Annotated in this window: 17 protein-coding genes; 15 read left to right on the top strand and 2 right to left on the bottom strand. The window is 66.0% G+C overall.

Annotated elements, in window-relative coordinates:
- The 9 genes from BDI24065_RS27635 to BDI24065_RS27595 form a co-directional block, all read left to right on the top strand.
- The coding region (locus tag BDI24065_RS27635) for a DUF4118 domain-containing protein (RefSeq protein ID WP_175033949.1) at window positions 1-1,602 on the top strand (1,602 nt) is incomplete at its 5' end.
- The gene (locus BDI24065_RS27630) at window positions 1,599-2,351 is read left to right on the top strand and encodes a response regulator (RefSeq protein ID WP_174931812.1); all 753 of its coding nucleotides are present in this window, start codon (window positions 1,599-1,601) and stop codon (window positions 2,349-2,351) included. The genes BDI24065_RS27635 and BDI24065_RS27630, both read left to right, overlap by 4 nt.
- A 273-nt stretch (window positions 2,352-2,624) precedes the next feature.
- Entirely contained in the window at window positions 2,625-3,398 is a 774-nt protein-coding gene (locus BDI24065_RS27625) for an ABC transporter substrate-binding protein (protein ID WP_174938872.1), read from the top strand.
- Between the two features lie 174 nt (window positions 3,399-3,572).
- On the top strand, window positions 3,573-4,262 hold the full coding sequence (locus BDI24065_RS27620) for an ABC transporter permease (protein WP_174949025.1): 690 nt from the start codon (window positions 3,573-3,575) through the stop codon (window positions 4,260-4,262).
- Window positions 4,259-4,972, top strand: coding sequence for an ABC transporter permease (locus BDI24065_RS27615; protein WP_175033948.1), 714 nt, complete (start codon window positions 4,259-4,261; stop codon window positions 4,970-4,972). The genes BDI24065_RS27620 and BDI24065_RS27615 overlap by 4 nt, the downstream gene beginning before the upstream one ends.
- 33 nt (window positions 4,973-5,005) lie before the next feature.
- Window positions 5,006-5,773: an ABC transporter ATP-binding protein gene (locus BDI24065_RS27610; protein ID WP_175033947.1), complete on the top strand. Its 768-nt coding sequence runs from the start codon at window positions 5,006-5,008 to the stop codon at window positions 5,771-5,773.
- 93 nt (window positions 5,774-5,866) lie between these two features.
- A complete protein-coding gene (locus BDI24065_RS27605; RefSeq protein ID WP_174976763.1) occupies window positions 5,867-6,301 on the top strand; it encodes a cupin domain-containing protein in 435 nt (144 codons plus the stop codon).
- A 315-nt stretch (window positions 6,302-6,616) separates the two neighbouring features.
- Window positions 6,617-6,754 carry an HHHH-motif protein gene (locus BDI24065_RS27600; RefSeq protein WP_167347852.1) on the top strand — a complete coding sequence of 46 codons (138 nt, stop codon included), beginning with the start codon at window positions 6,617-6,619 and terminating at the stop codon, window positions 6,752-6,754.
- Between the two features lie 61 nt (window positions 6,755-6,815).
- Window positions 6,816-7,283, top strand: coding sequence for a hypothetical protein (locus BDI24065_RS27595; RefSeq protein ID WP_175033946.1), 468 nt, complete (start codon window positions 6,816-6,818; stop codon window positions 7,281-7,283).
- Between the two features lie 105 nt (window positions 7,284-7,388).
- On the opposite strand, the gene BDI24065_RS27590 is transcribed toward BDI24065_RS27595, so the two are convergent.
- Window positions 7,389-8,744 carry a polyhydroxyalkanoate depolymerase gene (locus BDI24065_RS27590; protein ID WP_175033945.1) on the bottom strand — a complete coding sequence of 452 codons (1,356 nt, stop codon included), beginning with the start codon at window positions 8,742-8,744 and terminating at the stop codon, window positions 7,389-7,391.
- Window positions 8,741-8,980, bottom strand: coding sequence for a hypothetical protein (locus tag BDI24065_RS27585; protein ID WP_175033944.1), 240 nt, complete (start codon window positions 8,978-8,980; stop codon window positions 8,741-8,743). Before BDI24065_RS27585 ends, BDI24065_RS27590 begins: the two co-directional genes overlap by 4 nt.
- Before the next feature lie 53 nt (window positions 8,981-9,033).
- Between BDI24065_RS27585 and BDI24065_RS27580 the strand changes: the two genes are divergently transcribed.
- The 6 genes from BDI24065_RS27580 (at window position 9,034) to BDI24065_RS27555 (ending at window position 13,503) form a co-directional block, all read left to right on the top strand.
- Complete coding sequence (locus tag BDI24065_RS27580; RefSeq protein WP_174968267.1) at window positions 9,034-9,696, top strand: glutathione S-transferase family protein; 663 nt, start codon at window positions 9,034-9,036, stop codon at window positions 9,694-9,696.
- Window positions 9,697-9,898: 202 nt separating this feature from the next.
- Entirely contained in the window at window positions 9,899-10,285 is a 387-nt protein-coding gene (locus BDI24065_RS27575) for a hypothetical protein (RefSeq protein ID WP_254609873.1), read from the top strand.
- A gap of 14 nt (window positions 10,286-10,299) precedes the next feature.
- Window positions 10,300-10,683 carry a hypothetical protein gene (locus BDI24065_RS27570; protein WP_175033943.1) on the top strand — a complete coding sequence of 128 codons (384 nt, stop codon included), beginning with the start codon at window positions 10,300-10,302 and terminating at the stop codon, window positions 10,681-10,683.
- Between the two features lie 89 nt (window positions 10,684-10,772).
- Window positions 10,773-11,204 carry a lytic transglycosylase domain-containing protein gene (locus BDI24065_RS27565; RefSeq protein WP_254609874.1) on the top strand — a complete coding sequence of 144 codons (432 nt, stop codon included), beginning with the start codon at window positions 10,773-10,775 and terminating at the stop codon, window positions 11,202-11,204.
- A 276-nt stretch (window positions 11,205-11,480) separates the two neighbouring features.
- Complete coding sequence (locus tag BDI24065_RS27560) at window positions 11,481-12,725, top strand: Crp/Fnr family transcriptional regulator (protein WP_175033941.1); 1,245 nt, start codon at window positions 11,481-11,483, stop codon at window positions 12,723-12,725.
- A gap of 13 nt (window positions 12,726-12,738) precedes the next feature.
- Window positions 12,739-13,503: a flagellar motor protein gene (locus BDI24065_RS27555; RefSeq protein WP_089453483.1), complete on the top strand. Its 765-nt coding sequence runs from the start codon at window positions 12,739-12,741 to the stop codon at window positions 13,501-13,503.
- The last annotated feature ends 23 nt before the right edge of the window (window positions 13,504-13,526 follow it).

Here is a 13,526-nt window from a genome sequence, read left to right as displayed (position 1 = left end):
GGCGTGCTGCGCGCGTGCGCGGCGCTGGCCGATCTCATCGCGGGCGCCGGGCCCGACACGCAGCCGACGCTGGCCGTGCGCGAAGCGCACCCGCGCACGCACGTGTGGGTGTCGCAGTACGCGGTGCCGCTGCTGCTCGCCACGCTCGTGTGCGCGCTGGCGACGCTGGCCGCGAGCGCGCTGCTGCGCGTGTTCGACCTGTCGAACGTCGTGATGCTGTTCCTGATGACGGTCGTGCTGATCGCGCTGCGGCTCGGCCGGCTCGCCGGCGCGTGGGCCGCGTTCTTGTGCGTCGGCTGCTTCGACTTCTTTTTCGTCGAGCCGAGGCTGTCGTTCGCGGTGTCGGATACGCAGTACGTGTTTACGTTCGCGCTGATGCTGGCCGTCGCGCTCGCGATCGGCCAGCTCGCGGCGCGCCTGCGCGCGGAGGCGCGGGCCGCGCGCGCGAACGAGAAGCGCTCGGCCGCGCTTGCGCGCGTCGCGCATGACCTGTCGGCCGCGATCGAGACCGAGCAGATCGCATCGATCTGCACCGGCACGATCGCGCCGCTGCTCGGCGTGCGCGTCGCGCTCGTGCTGCCGGATGCGGACGACCATCTGATGCCGGCGCAGCACGCGCGGTTCGTCGAAGCACCGATCGCGCGCTGGGTCTACGAGAATGCGCGCGGCGCCGGGTGTGGCATGCCGCCGTTCGAGCGTGCGACCGCGCAATACCTGCCGCTGAAGGCGCCGATGCGCGTGCGCGGCGTGCTCGTGCTGTTCGGCGACGCGCAGCCGGTCCCCACGGACCCCGACGATCGCCGCCTGATCGACGCGCTGTGCTCGTCGATCGCGATGGCGCTCGAACGCGTGCACTATGTCGGCGTCGCGCAGCACACGCTCGTCCGCATCGAAGGCGAGCGGCTGCGCAACGCGCTGCTCGCCGCGGTGTCGCACGACCTGAAGACGCCGCTGACCGCGATCCGCGGGCTCGCGGAGACGCTGGAGCGGCCCGAGCGGCTGGCCGACGGACAGCCGGCCGCGCTCGCGCACGGCATCCGCAACCAGGCCGAGGCGCTGCACGGGCTCGTCGTGAACCTGCTCGATCTTGCACGGATGCAGAGCGAGGGCGTGCGGCTGAATCGCGAGTGGCACATGCTCGACGAGATCGTCGGCAGTGCGCTCGCGCATTCGGCCGGCGTGCTGGCCGGCCGCGACGTGAGCGCCGACTTGCCGGCCGACCTGCCGCTGATCGACGTCGACGCGCTGCTGATCGAGCGCGTGCTGATGAACCTGCTCGACAACGCGTCGAAATACGCGGGCACGGATGCCGCCGTAGCGGTGCGGGCACGCGTGTTCGGCGAAACGCTCTACGTATTCGTCGAGGACGACGGGCCCGGCTTCGTCGCGCGCAACACCGAGCCGCTGTTCGAGCCGTTCGAGCGCGAACGCAAGGAATCGTCGATCAGCGGCGTCGGGCTCGGGCTCGCGCTGTGCCGCAGCATCGTCAACGCGCACGGCGGCTCGATCCGCGCGGTGCCGCTCGATCCGCACGGCGCGCGGTTCGAGATTCGCCTGCCACTGGGCGCGCCGCCCGATATCGAACACGAGAGCCGGACATGATCAGATCGCGCGTACTTATCGTCGAGGACGAATCGGACATCCGCCGTTTCGTGCGGATGGCGCTGGAACAGGAGGGGCTCGACACCTGCGAGGCGTCGACCGCCCGCGAGGCGCGGATGTATGCGTCGAGCAGCAAGCCCGATCTCGTGATCGTCGATCTCGGGCTGCCGGACGACGACGGCAAGACCTTCATCCGCGAGCTGCGCGAGTGGTCGACGGTGCCGGTGATCGTGCTGTCGGCGCGGCAGCAGGAGGTGGAGAAGGTCGCGGCGCTCGATGCAGGCGCGGACGATTACCTGCCGAAGCCGTTCGGCGTGCCCGAACTGCTCGCGCGGGCGCGCGCGCAGCTGCGGCGCGCGGCGTTCGTGTCGGCCGACGGGCAATCGTCGTCGATCGTGCGGTTCGGCGACGTGACCGTCGATCTCGGCAAGCACGAAGTGGCGCGCGGCGGCGAGCCCGTCCACCTGACGCGTCTCGAATTCCGGCTGCTCGCCGCGCTGATTCGCGCACGCGGCGGCGTGATTGCCGCGCGGCAACTGCTGGCCGAGGTCTGGGGCATCCATGACGCGGACCGCGCGCACTACGTGCGCGTGTACATGACGAACCTGCGGCAGAAGCTCGAGCCGGTGCCGGCGCGCCCGCGGCATCTGCTGACCGAGCTGCAGTTCGGCTACCGGCTGGTCGGTCTGGAAACGGTCGGCATGGCGGACGGGCCGCGCGGTGCGGCGTTGCCAGGTCTAGACAAGTGAAAGCCCGCACCCGGCGGCGCCTGTACGTCTGGAGAAAGCTGTTGTTTAGCTTGGCGTAATTCGTAATTAATTGAAATTTAAGGAAAAATGCCATTAGTGAAACAATCCGCCGACAACTAGTGATAAACACGGATTGCTGGCAAACCTGCAGAAAAGGCAAAGTTGTATGTACAACTTGGGGTGTCGCCAAAAAGGGCGATCTCCGGGTTGGAAGGGTTCACGGCGGCGCCGCCCGACGGGACCCCTGCCCAGTTCGCCTCTGACAGGAACGCCATGAAGAAACTCGCGCTCAGTATTGCCCTTGCCTGCATCGCGGTCGGTGCCCACGCCAAGGATTGGTCGACGATCCGGTTCGGCGTCGACGCCAGCTATCCGCCGTTCGAATCGAAGGACGCAAGCGGCAAGGTCGTCGGCTTCGACGTCGATCTCGGCAACGAGATCTGCGCCCGCCTGAAGGCGAAATGCGTGTGGATCGAGAACGACTTCGACGGGATGATTCCCGCGCTGAAGGCGAAGAAGTTCGACGGCGTGCTGTCGTCGATGTCGATGACGCCGGCGCGCGCCGAGCAGATCGCGTTCTCCGACAAGCTGTTCAACACGCCGACGCGCCTCGTCACGAAGAAGGGCGCGAACCTGCAGCCGACGGCCGAATCGCTGAAGGGCAAGTCGGTCGGCGTCGAGCAGGGCACCATCCAGGAAACCTACGCGAAGGCCTACTGGGCGCCGAAGGGCGTGCAGGTCGTGCCTTACCAGAACCAGGACGGCGTGTACCAGGACCTGATGTCGGGCCGCCTCGACGCGGCGCTGCAGGACGCGGTGCAGGCCGACATCGGCTTCCTGAAGACGCCGCGCGGCGCGAACTTCGAATTCGCCGGCAAGGACATCGACGATCCGAAGACGCTCGGCAACGGCGCCGGCATCGGGCTGCGCAAGGACGATGGCGACCTGAAGGCGAAGATCGACCACGCGATCGCCGACATCATCAAGGACGGCACGTACAAGAAGCTCGAGAAGAAGTACTTCGCGTTCGACGTCTACGGCGGCTGACCCACCAGGCGGCGCGCATCGGCTGTGGCGCGCGCCGCGTCTTTTCTGGGTGCAACCCGCCTCGCGCGATGCGTCCGACTTGATGAGCAGGTTGCATCAGGTAGTGCGTAGATATCGTTTGATGCCCGGGTAATGGCTATTGACAATCCAGCCACCTCGCTCTGGATCCCTCATATGATCTTCCAAGGATTTGGCCCGCTGCTGTGGGCCGGCACGGTGGAAACCGTGAAGCTCGCGGTGCTGTCGCTTGCCGCGTCGCTCGTGCTGGGCCTCGTCGGCGCGAGCGCGAAACTGTCGACGAACCGCGTGCTCAAGTCGATCGGCACCTTCTACACGACGCTGATCCGCGCGGTGCCGGACCTCGTGCTGATGCTGCTGCTGTTTTACGGGATCCAGATCCTGCTGAACAACTTCACCGACATGCTCGGCTGGGACCAGATCGACATCGATCCGTTCGTGGCCGGCGTCATCACGCTCGGCTTCATCTACGGCGCGTACTTCACCGAGACGTTCCGCGGCGCGTTCCTCGCGGTGCCGCGCGGCCAGCTCGAAGCGGGCTTCGCGTACGGGATGAGCGGCTGGCGCGTGTTCCGCCGCATCCTGTTCCCGCAGATGATGCGCTTCGCGCTGCCCGGCATCGGCAACAACTGGCAGGTGCTCGTGAAGGCCACCGCGCTCGTGTCGATCATCGGCCTCGCCGACGTCGTCAAGGCGTCGCAGGACGCGGGCAAGAGCACGCTCGATTTCTTCTTCTTCACGCTGGCTGCAGGCGCGATCTACCTCGCGATCACGACGGTCTCCAACGTCGTGCTGCATCACCTCGAGAAGCGTTATTCCGTTGGCGTCCGGAGGCTCGCACTGTGATCGAACTCGTCAGCCAGTACTGGCAAAGCTATCTCTACACCGACGGCTACCGCTTCAGCGGCCTCGCGATCACGCTGTGGCTGCTGGTCGTGTCGATCGCGCTGGGCTTCGCGCTCGCCGTGCCGCTCGCGATCGCACGCGCGTCGTCGAACCGCTGGATCTCGACCCCCGTGTGGCTCTACACGTACGTGTTCCGCGGCACGCCGCTCTACGTGCAGCTGCTGATGTGCTACACGGGCATCTACAGCCTGCAGGTCGTGCACAACCACGTATTGCTCGACACGTTCTTCCGCAACGCGATGAACTGCACGCTGCTCGCGTTCGTGCTGAACGAATGCGCGTATGCCACCGAGATCTTCGCGGGTTCGATCAAGGCGACGTCGGCCGGCGAGATCGAGGCCGGCATGGCCTACGGGATGTCGCGCTTCAAGCTCTATACGCGGATCATCCTGCCTTCCGCGCTGCGCCGCTCGCTGCCGAGCTACAGCAACGAAGTGATCCTGATGCTGCACGCAACGACGCTCGCGTTCACCGCGACCGTGCCCGACATCCTGAAGGTCACGCGCGACGTCAACTCCGCGACCTACATGTCGTTCCAGGCGTATGGCATTGCGGCCGTGATGTACGCCATCGTCGTGTTCACGCTCATCTGGGCGTTCCGCAAGCTCGAGACGCGCTGGCTCGCGTACCTCTCGCCGCGCGGCCATTAACGCATTCGCAAGATTCGCAAGGAAGGACCCAGCATGTACAAGCTTACCGTTGACAACCTGCACAAGAAGTTCGGCGACAACGAGGTGTTGAAGGGCGTGTCGATGAAGGCGAAGGCCGGCGACGTGATCAGCATCATCGGCTCGAGCGGCTCCGGCAAGAGCACGTTCCTGCGCTGCATCAACTTCCTGGAGCAGCCGTGCTCCGGGCAGATCACGATCGGCAGCGAGCCGATCCAGACCACGCGCGATCGCAGCGGCTCGCTGCGCGTGGCCGACCAGAAGCAGCTGCAGCGGATGCGCACCAAGCTGTCGATGGTGTTCCAGCACTTCAACCTGTGGGCACACATGACGGTGCTCGAGAACGTGATCGAAGCGCCGATGGCCGTGCTCGGGATCGGCAAGGACGAAGCGATCGCGCGGGCGCGCAAGTACCTGGAGAAGGTCGGCCTCGCGCCGCGCGTCGAGGGCATGTATCCGTCGCACCTGTCGGGCGGCCAGCAGCAGCGCGTGGCCATTGCACGTGCGCTCGCGATGGAGCCGGAAGTGATGCTGTTCGACGAGCCGACGTCGGCGCTCGATCCGGAACTCGTCGGCGAAGTGCTGAAGGTGATGCAGAAGCTCGCCGAGGAAGGGCGTACGATGGTCGTCGTCACGCACGAGATGGGCTTCGCACGCAACGTGTCGAATCACGTGATCTTCCTGCATCAGGGGAAGATCGAGGAGGAAGGGGATCCGCAGGAGATTCTCGTGAATCCGAAGAGCGAACGGCTCGGGCAGTTCCTGTCGGGGCGGTTGAAGTAAGCCGGCAGGCGGCGTCGCGGGCTGCCCGCGACGCCGCACCCTGGAACGCCAAATGCTTGTCACGCGTGATCCTTTCGATGAAGGAGCACCGCGATGAGCACCCCGACCACGACCGCCTTTTCCCATGTGAAGCCGCAGGACACCGCCTATCACGGCGAAGGCCTGCGCGACTTCTTCCTGTACCGCGATCTCGGTATCGCCGCCGCGACGAACGGCAAGGTCGTCGCGCAACTCGTCAGGGCGAATCATGCACCGGAGGCGGGCACCGGCTGGCACCGTCACGAGGCAGAGTTCCATATCGTGATCATGCTGAAGGGCTGGGCGCGCTTCATGTACGGCGAACGCGAGACGCTGGTGAGCGCCGGCGATTGCGTGCACCAGGCGCCGGGGATCGTCCACTACCTGTTCGACTACTCGCCGGACATGGAGTATCTGGAGATCGTCGGGCCCGCCGATTTCAAGTCGATCGACGTCGAAGGGCCGTGCGCGGTGCCGCCGCCGACGCCTTGGGGTGAGGTGGGGGCGTAGCCGCCGCGCATGACGTGCACACTTCCATCAGGCCGCCTTCGGGCGGCTTTTTTGCTTCGCCTCCCACGAAAGCGTCCGTATGCTCCACGCGCCCCCGCGATCGGCTTTCCCCTGCGTCACATTCTTTCGAGTTCCGAACGGCTTCGAAGCTGAAGATCCGGAAAGGAAAGAAAGACATTCGTCAGCTTCGAGGCGTTGACGGCGCTACGTTGTCAAAGATCGTCAATTGCACATGAGCGCGGTGCACGGCCTGTCGACGACCGGCGTTAAGGAGGTACCAGCCGGATCACCGGTTGACCTACCCGGGAGAGTTTCATGAAGCGCATCGCGAAGATCCTGACGGCCACCGCAGTGGCATGTGCCGTTCTTGCTCCGGCACTGGCCGAAGCGCATTCGCACCGTGTGTGTCATTTCGATCACCACCACCATCGCGTGTGCCGCTGGGTGCGGTAACCGCGACTTTCCCGGGAATCCCCGGAACGCATTCTTCATTCAGGCAAATCAGGAGAGGACTATGAAAAAGACGATGTTGATCGCCGCGCTGGTCGCCGGCATGGGTATGTCGATCGGTGCGTTCGCGCAGGTTCCGGCCAGCGCGCCGGCCGGCACGACCGGTCTGTGCAAGGACGGCTCGTTCTACTCGGGCGCATCGAAGAAGGGCGCATGCGCGGGCCACAAGGGTGTGAAGACCTGGTACGGCGCATCGGCGGCGGCCGCCGCGAGCGCACCGGCCGCAGCGCCGGCAACGGCCGCCTCGGCAGCCCCCGCATCCGGTACCGCACCGGCGAAGAGCGCGGCTGCAACGACCGCGGCGGCAGCGCCGGGCGGCGGCCCGGGCAAGGTGTGGGCGAACGACAGCACGAAGGTCTATCACTGCTCGACCGACAAGTACTACGGCAAGACGAAGCACGGCAGCTACATGTCGGAAGCCGATGCGAAGGCAAAGGGCTACCACGCGTCGCACGGCAAGGCCTGTTCGTAACGCAGGCTGACGCGCGAGCCGCTCCCTCGCGCGTCGTCGGCACGCTGCCGCACCTCACGCCCCGCCACCCCCGGCGGGGCGTTTCATTTTCAGCGCCGTATAGCGTCAGTGGGCGTGATGCGACGGCGTGTCGGTCGCTGGATCGTGCGCCGTTGCGCGCGCATCGAGCAGCGCGCGCAGCGTCACGTAGTGCGTGCCGTCCGCGTCGCCTTCCGCGCCCGCGGTGCGATCGTACGGCTCGTTGTCGTGGATCGTCGCGCGCACGATCGGATAGATCTGCGTTTCCCAGCGGCTGCCGTTGAACACACCGTAGTGGCCGGCTCCCGTCTGCACGTGGTGCGTTTTCAGGTACGGCGGCAACCCCGAACACAGCTCCTGCGCGGCCACCGTCTGGCCGACCGCGCAGATATCGTCCTTCTCGCCTTCGATCGTCAACAGCGCGGTGCGATGAATCGCCGCCGGCTCGACGAGCCGGTCGCCGACCGTCAGCTCGCCGCGCGCGAGCGCGTATTGCTGGAACACCTTCTCGACCGTTTCCAGATAGAACTCCGCGGTGAGATCGGCAGTGGCGAAGTATTCGTCGTAGAAGTGCCGCAGCGTGTCGGCTTTCGCCGGATCGCCTTTCGCGCGCTCGTAATACAGGTCCGCGAACGACGCCGCATGGCGATCGGGATTCATCGACATGAACGCGCCGACCTGCACGAAGCCCGGATACACGCATCGCTGCGCACCGACGAAGCCCGCCGGCACGACGCTGATCAGGTTGCGCGCGAACCATTCGATCGGCTGGCTCGTCGCGAGCGCGTTGACCTTCGTCGGATTCACGCGGCAGTCGATCGGCCCCGCCATCAGCGTCAGGCTCGCGGGCTGCGCCGGATCGCCGCCGGCGGCCATCAGTGCGACGGCCGCGAGCGCGGCGACGGTCGGCTGGCAGATCGCGAGCACATGCGCGTCCGGGCCGATCTGGCGGATGAAGTCGATCACGTGCATGACGTATTCGTCGAAGCCGAATCGTCCGGCCGTCAACGGGATGTCGCGCGGGTTGTGCCAATCGGTGATGTACACGTCATGGTCGGCGAGCATCGTATGCACGGTGCCGCGCAACAGCGTCGCGAAATGCCCGGACATTGGCGCTACGATCAGCACGCGCGGCTGGCGGGCGACCGGCAGCGCCTTGCGGAAATGCAGCAGCGTGCCGAACGGCGTGGCCGCGGCGGCTTCCTCGACGATCGGCACCGTTTCTCCATCGACGACGATCGACGCGATGCCGAACGGCGGACGCCGATGCGAGAACGCGCAGCATTCGAGCAGTTCGCACAGCGCGTCCAGCATGCGGCCGGTCGGTGTCGATGTGGCGGGCGGCCACAGCGACATCGTCGCGCGGGCGGCGGCGGCCCATGCGCGCGCTGGGCGCGTGCATTCGGCAGACCATTGATAGAACGGATAGGCAAGCAGATTCATGGCTGTTGCTCGTTGTGCCGCGTTGCATTGAACGAGGCAAGCGATGTGCCAGCCTGCGGCTGGCACGCGCGTTGCACGTAGTTCGGTAACGCGGCGACGCAGGCGGCACGCGACACACGGCAGCCGCGTGCGATGCGTTGCCCGGTCGGTCTGTCGCGCGGCACGTGACGCGACAGCGTGCGCTGCTGCGCCAGTTCGGCGAATGCGTCGCACAGGCATGGTGCGGGTGACGTCACACAGCGTCCGTTTTCGGTGCAGGGGCACGAACGGCTTTGAACAGGGGAGCGACATGGAAGTCACCGGACAGACGACGCTGACCATCAGCAGCCGCAATTACTCGTCGTGGTCGATGCGCGGCTGGCTGCTCGCGAAGCTGAGCGGGCTCGTGTTCGAGACGGTCAGCGTGCCGATCGATGCCGCGTCGCGTGCGGAGTTGCTGCTGCTGTCGCCGTCGATTCTCGTGCCGTGTCTGACGCACGACGGCAACACGGTGTGGGACACGCTCGCGATCGCCGAATACCTGAACGAAATCCGGCCGCAGGCGAGGCTGCTGCCTGAAGACCGGAAGGCGCGCGCGCATTGCCGGTCGATCTGCGGCGAGATGCATTCCGGTTTCAGCGCGTTGCGTTCCGCATTGCCGATGAACCTGCGCGCGCATTTCCCCGGCTTCCGGATCTGGTCGCGCGCGCAGCACGACATCCAGCGGATCGTGACGATCTGGCGCGAGTGTCTGGCCGCGTACGGCGGCCCCTGGCTGTTCGGCGCGGAGATCGGCATTGCCGACGCGATGTATGCGCCGGTCGTCACGCGCTTCCTGACCTACGACGTGAAGCTCGAGCCCGATATCGCCGAGTACTGCATGCAGGTACTCGCGCATCCGTTCGTCGCGGAATGGATCGATGCGGCGAAGGCCGAGCACGAAGACATCGACGAACTCGACATGGAGTTCTGACGCGCGGGATCACGTGCGGCGCACGGGTTGTCATGTATGACGCGCTCAAATATCGGATGAATGGCGTCTGACCAAAGCGCGCTTAAATCGGACGAATCGACGCACGGCGTGAGGCCCCGTGCGGCGGGCCTCGCATGCAATCGGGGTAAACATCGCGGGCGCGGTGCCGATAACGCAGGTCCAGTGACCGCAAGAGAAACACGTGAAACCGTTCGTCATGCTTGTCTTTGCCGCTGCGCTCGTCATGTCAGCCGGCTGCGCCCAACTTCAATCCGGACACCAGGACGCGAATGCGCACAACGACGCGCCCTCCGCGTCGACGTCCCTCGTCGATTTCGTCATACCAGCCGATGCGCTTGGGGCACGCGATCCTCAGCTGACCGCGTTGCTCGCGAAAGTCGGTGCGCTGGCATCGAAGCAATCGCAACCGATGACGATTCGCGTGGCCGCGCTGCCGCAGGATTTCGGCTACCTGAACCAGTCCATCCGGCGCGGCATCGCGACGCCGCGTGTTGCGGCGGTGCGCGTCGAGAACGTCGCGGCCGGTAGTTGCCGGCCGTACAGCGTCCAGGTCGGACCGACCCAGTAACAGGAGATCCCGCGATGCTACGACTATCGATCTGTGCAGCTGTGCTCGTGTGCGGCACCGCGTTTGCGGCGCCACCCGGCGACGGCGCGCCGTTTGCCCCTGCCGCATCCAACCAGGTGTTTCCGCCGCTGCCGCCGTTCGCGTCGCTGCCGCCGGGAGCGGGGGGGGACGACGAAGTGCAGGCGCCCGCACCGACGGGCGGGCGTCGCGCGAAGAAGCTGCGCCACGCGCAGCCCGTGAAGAAGGCGCCGGAATTTCAGGTGCGTCTCGTCGTGACCGACGAGTCGCGCGCGGCGCTCGCCGCCGAGGACAAGAAGCTCGACGACGCGCTGGCGAAGAGCACACACGAGCGGCGCACGACGGGGGCCGGTGCCGCTGCGCTGGCGATGACGCCATGAACCCGCGGAATCGAAGCGGCGGATACGTGGCGGCCCGCACCCGGATTGTCTCGATGCGACCCGGCGGCATGCCGTGGCGGTGGTTCGCGATGTTGTTGCTGAGTGCGCTCTTCGTCGCGCCGGTGCGTGCGGATGACGCGGTGCCCGACGGCGAATGCTTCGAGCGCGCGGCCGGCTATCAGGGCGTCAACCCGCAGATCCTGCGCGCGATCGCCTGGTACGAATCGAAGGGCAATCCGGCTGCCGTGCATCGCAACGCGGATGGCAGCATCGACGTCGGCCAGACCCAGATCAACTCGGTGCATTTCGGCGAGCTGCGCCGCTACGGCGTGCCGCCGGGCGCGCTGAAGGATGCCTGCGTGAACATCTACGTCGCGGCGTGGATGCTGAAACGCAAGATGGTCCGCTACGGGAACACCTGGCAGGCGATCGGCGCCTATCACTCGGAGACGCCGCGCTTTCGGGACGAATATGCGCGAAACATCCACGCGGTGCTCGTGTCGTGGGGCTTGCACGAGTGAGCCGCGTGTTCGTGTGCGTTGAAGGCCGGAAGTAAGGATCGCGGCGGGCCCGGCCGATTCGAAGCACGCGCCGCGGCCTGTCGTTTTCCCTGATGCATCAAGCCGTTTCCGCAGCGCAAACGATTTACATCAAATTCTGCTCACGGAACCCCTGCGACGAGGTTAAAGAACTCCACCGCTCGTGTCGTAAACGGGAGCACGGGGACGGCGGCGATGATCGCGCATGCAGCGCGACGCGCAGCCGCACAAGAAAGCAAGCGCAGCAGGGGAATCGACGTGAATCGTCAGCAATCATGGACGCGTACAGCGGCGCCCGGGGAAATCATTTACTCCGAGGGCTTTGCGGGTGAGCCCGTCATCTTCTTGATCACCGACGGCAAGGTCGAGCTGTCCACGCGATGCGACGACAAGCGCGTCGTCGTCGCGACGCTCGGCCGTGGCGAGTTCTTCGGTGAATCGGCGCTGCTCGCGGCCGAGCCGCGTGCCCATACCGCGAAGGCCCTTTCATTCTGTCAGCTGACGGTCGTGCCGGCCGGCATGCTCGACGAAGAAATCGAGCGCGTGTCGGCGCTGCTGCGCCATATCGTGCGGACGATGATCCGCCGCGTGAAGCGCAAGGACGACCAGCTCGCCACCTACACGCACGCGGACTTCATGCCGGGCGTGCTGTCGTATGCGCATGTGCTGGCGCTGATGGCGGGTGCCGATGCGCGCGATGGCGGCGATGCGTGGGCGCGCCGGCCGATGCAGACCCATGCGGCCGAAACCTCGGTACCGCTCGCCGAAGTGATCCGCAAATGCCGTGCGATTGCCGGCCACTCGCGGCCGCACGTGCTCGCGATGCTGCGACGCATGGAGAAGCTCAATCTCGTCACGATAGAGGCCGCGCAGACGGACCTCTCCGGCGGGGCAACCGACTATGCGTCTTCGTCGGATGCACGCCAGGTCGTCACGTTCGACGCCGCGCGCGTGATCGATCGCGCGCAGCAGGTGGCCGATCACGATCTCGACCTGTCGATCAACAGCGAACTCGAGCTCATCGAGCTGGCCGATCTCGAAGCGCTGATTGGTGTCGAGAAGACGATGCTGCTCAACAAGCTGTCGAACGGCGAGATTGCCGACGAGTTGTTTGCGTTCCGTAAATCGAAGGTCCTCAGTTACGTCGAGCAGAAGGGGGTGACGTACTTCTCGCGGCGCAACGCGCGACGCGGCGGCGACGTGCGCGCGCTCGAGGATCTCGTGTGGATCGACCAGCGCACGCTGTTCGACGTCATCAGCGCGTTCGATACCTACGATCTCGCGAAGCTGATCGCGAATCTCGACGATCGCGCGGTGGCCGACAAGCTGTTCTCCGTGATGACCGAGGCGCGGCGCAACGAGGTGTCGTGGGTGATGCGCCGCGAGCTCAAGCTCGATCCGGTCGAGATCGAGGACATCGAGCGGCGCGTGCTGGATGCCGTTCGCGCGGCGAAGGCGCCGGCGGCGGGCACTGCGCCTGTCGCATCGGCTTCGGATGCATGACGAGGAGGCGCGTATGGATCTGTTGACCCTGGCCGGTGTGGTGTTGGGTGGCGCGGCGATCGTGTTCGGTTTCGCGCTAGAAGGCGGGCACTTCTCGATGTTGTTCCAGTTCGAGGCGCTCGTGATCGTGCTCGGCGGCACGCTCGGTGCGGTGATGATCCAGAACACCTGGGCGCGCTTCTTCGACGCGGTGAAGCAGTTGCGGCTCGCGTTCGTGCGGGCGCGCGAGGTCGATCGCAAGAACCTGTCCGACCTGCTCGAATGGGGCGATCGCGCGAAGCTCGACGGGCTGCTCGCGTTCGAATCGATGGACGTGAGCGGCATCCATCCGTTCGCGCGCCGCGGGCTCGAACTGCTGGCGAACGGCGTATCGACCGCCGTGCTCGAGGACGCGTTGCAGCGCGAACTCGATGCCTACGAACGCAGCCGCCTCGCCGCCGCGCGCGTGTGGCAGCAGGCCGGCGGGTATGCGCCGACGTTCGGCATCCTCGGGTCGGTGCTCGGGCTCGTGCAGGTGACGAGCCATATTCTCGAACCGGCGCAGCTCGGGCCGGGCATTGCAGTCGCGTTCATCGCGACGCTGTACGGGCTGGCGTTCGCCAACCTCGTGTTCCTGCCGCTTTACGGCAAGCTGCGCGCGCAGATCGACAGCGAGCTGCGGTTTCGCAAGCTGTATCTCGACGGCTTGCTGGCGATATCGCGCAAGGAATCGCCGCATACGATCGAGACGCGCCTGACCGGTGACGTGCGCGGGCGTGCGGCCGAATCGCTCGCGTGATGCGCGTGTGTCATACGACGAAC

This window comes from Burkholderia lata (assembly GCF_902499025.1).
In the GTDB taxonomy this organism is placed as follows: domain Bacteria; phylum Pseudomonadota; class Gammaproteobacteria; order Burkholderiales; family Burkholderiaceae; genus Burkholderia; species Burkholderia lata_C.
This window is presented reverse-complemented; position numbering and strand designations above follow the sequence as displayed.

Excerpts from the sequence above, each read along its gene's own strand:
- BDI24065_RS27600 (WP_167347852.1), top strand. The coding sequence starts at position 6,617 with ATGAAGCGCATCGCGAAGATCCTGACGGCCACCGCAGTGGCATGTGCC.
- BDI24065_RS27590 (WP_175033945.1), bottom strand. The coding sequence starts at position 8,744 with ATGAATCTGCTTGCCTATCCGTTCTATCAATGGTCTGCCGAATGCACG.
- BDI24065_RS27555 (WP_089453483.1), top strand. The coding sequence starts at position 12,739 with ATGGATCTGTTGACCCTGGCCGGTGTGGTGTTGGGTGGCGCGGCGATC.
- BDI24065_RS27620 (WP_174949025.1), top strand. The coding sequence starts at position 3,573 with ATGATCTTCCAAGGATTTGGCCCGCTGCTGTGGGCCGGCACGGTGGAA.
- BDI24065_RS27625 (WP_174938872.1), top strand. The coding sequence starts at position 2,625 with ATGAAGAAACTCGCGCTCAGTATTGCCCTTGCCTGCATCGCGGTCGGT.
- BDI24065_RS27605 (WP_174976763.1), top strand. The coding sequence starts at position 5,867 with ATGAGCACCCCGACCACGACCGCCTTTTCCCATGTGAAGCCGCAGGAC.
- BDI24065_RS27580 (WP_174968267.1), top strand. The coding sequence starts at position 9,034 with ATGGAAGTCACCGGACAGACGACGCTGACCATCAGCAGCCGCAATTAC.
- BDI24065_RS27610 (WP_175033947.1), top strand. The coding sequence starts at position 5,006 with ATGTACAAGCTTACCGTTGACAACCTGCACAAGAAGTTCGGCGACAAC.
- BDI24065_RS27565 (WP_254609874.1), top strand. The coding sequence starts at position 10,773 with ATGTTGTTGCTGAGTGCGCTCTTCGTCGCGCCGGTGCGTGCGGATGAC.
- BDI24065_RS27630 (WP_174931812.1), top strand. The coding sequence starts at position 1,599 with ATGATCAGATCGCGCGTACTTATCGTCGAGGACGAATCGGACATCCGC.
- BDI24065_RS27570 (WP_175033943.1), top strand. The coding sequence starts at position 10,300 with ATGCTACGACTATCGATCTGTGCAGCTGTGCTCGTGTGCGGCACCGCG.
- BDI24065_RS27595 (WP_175033946.1), top strand. The coding sequence starts at position 6,816 with ATGAAAAAGACGATGTTGATCGCCGCGCTGGTCGCCGGCATGGGTATG.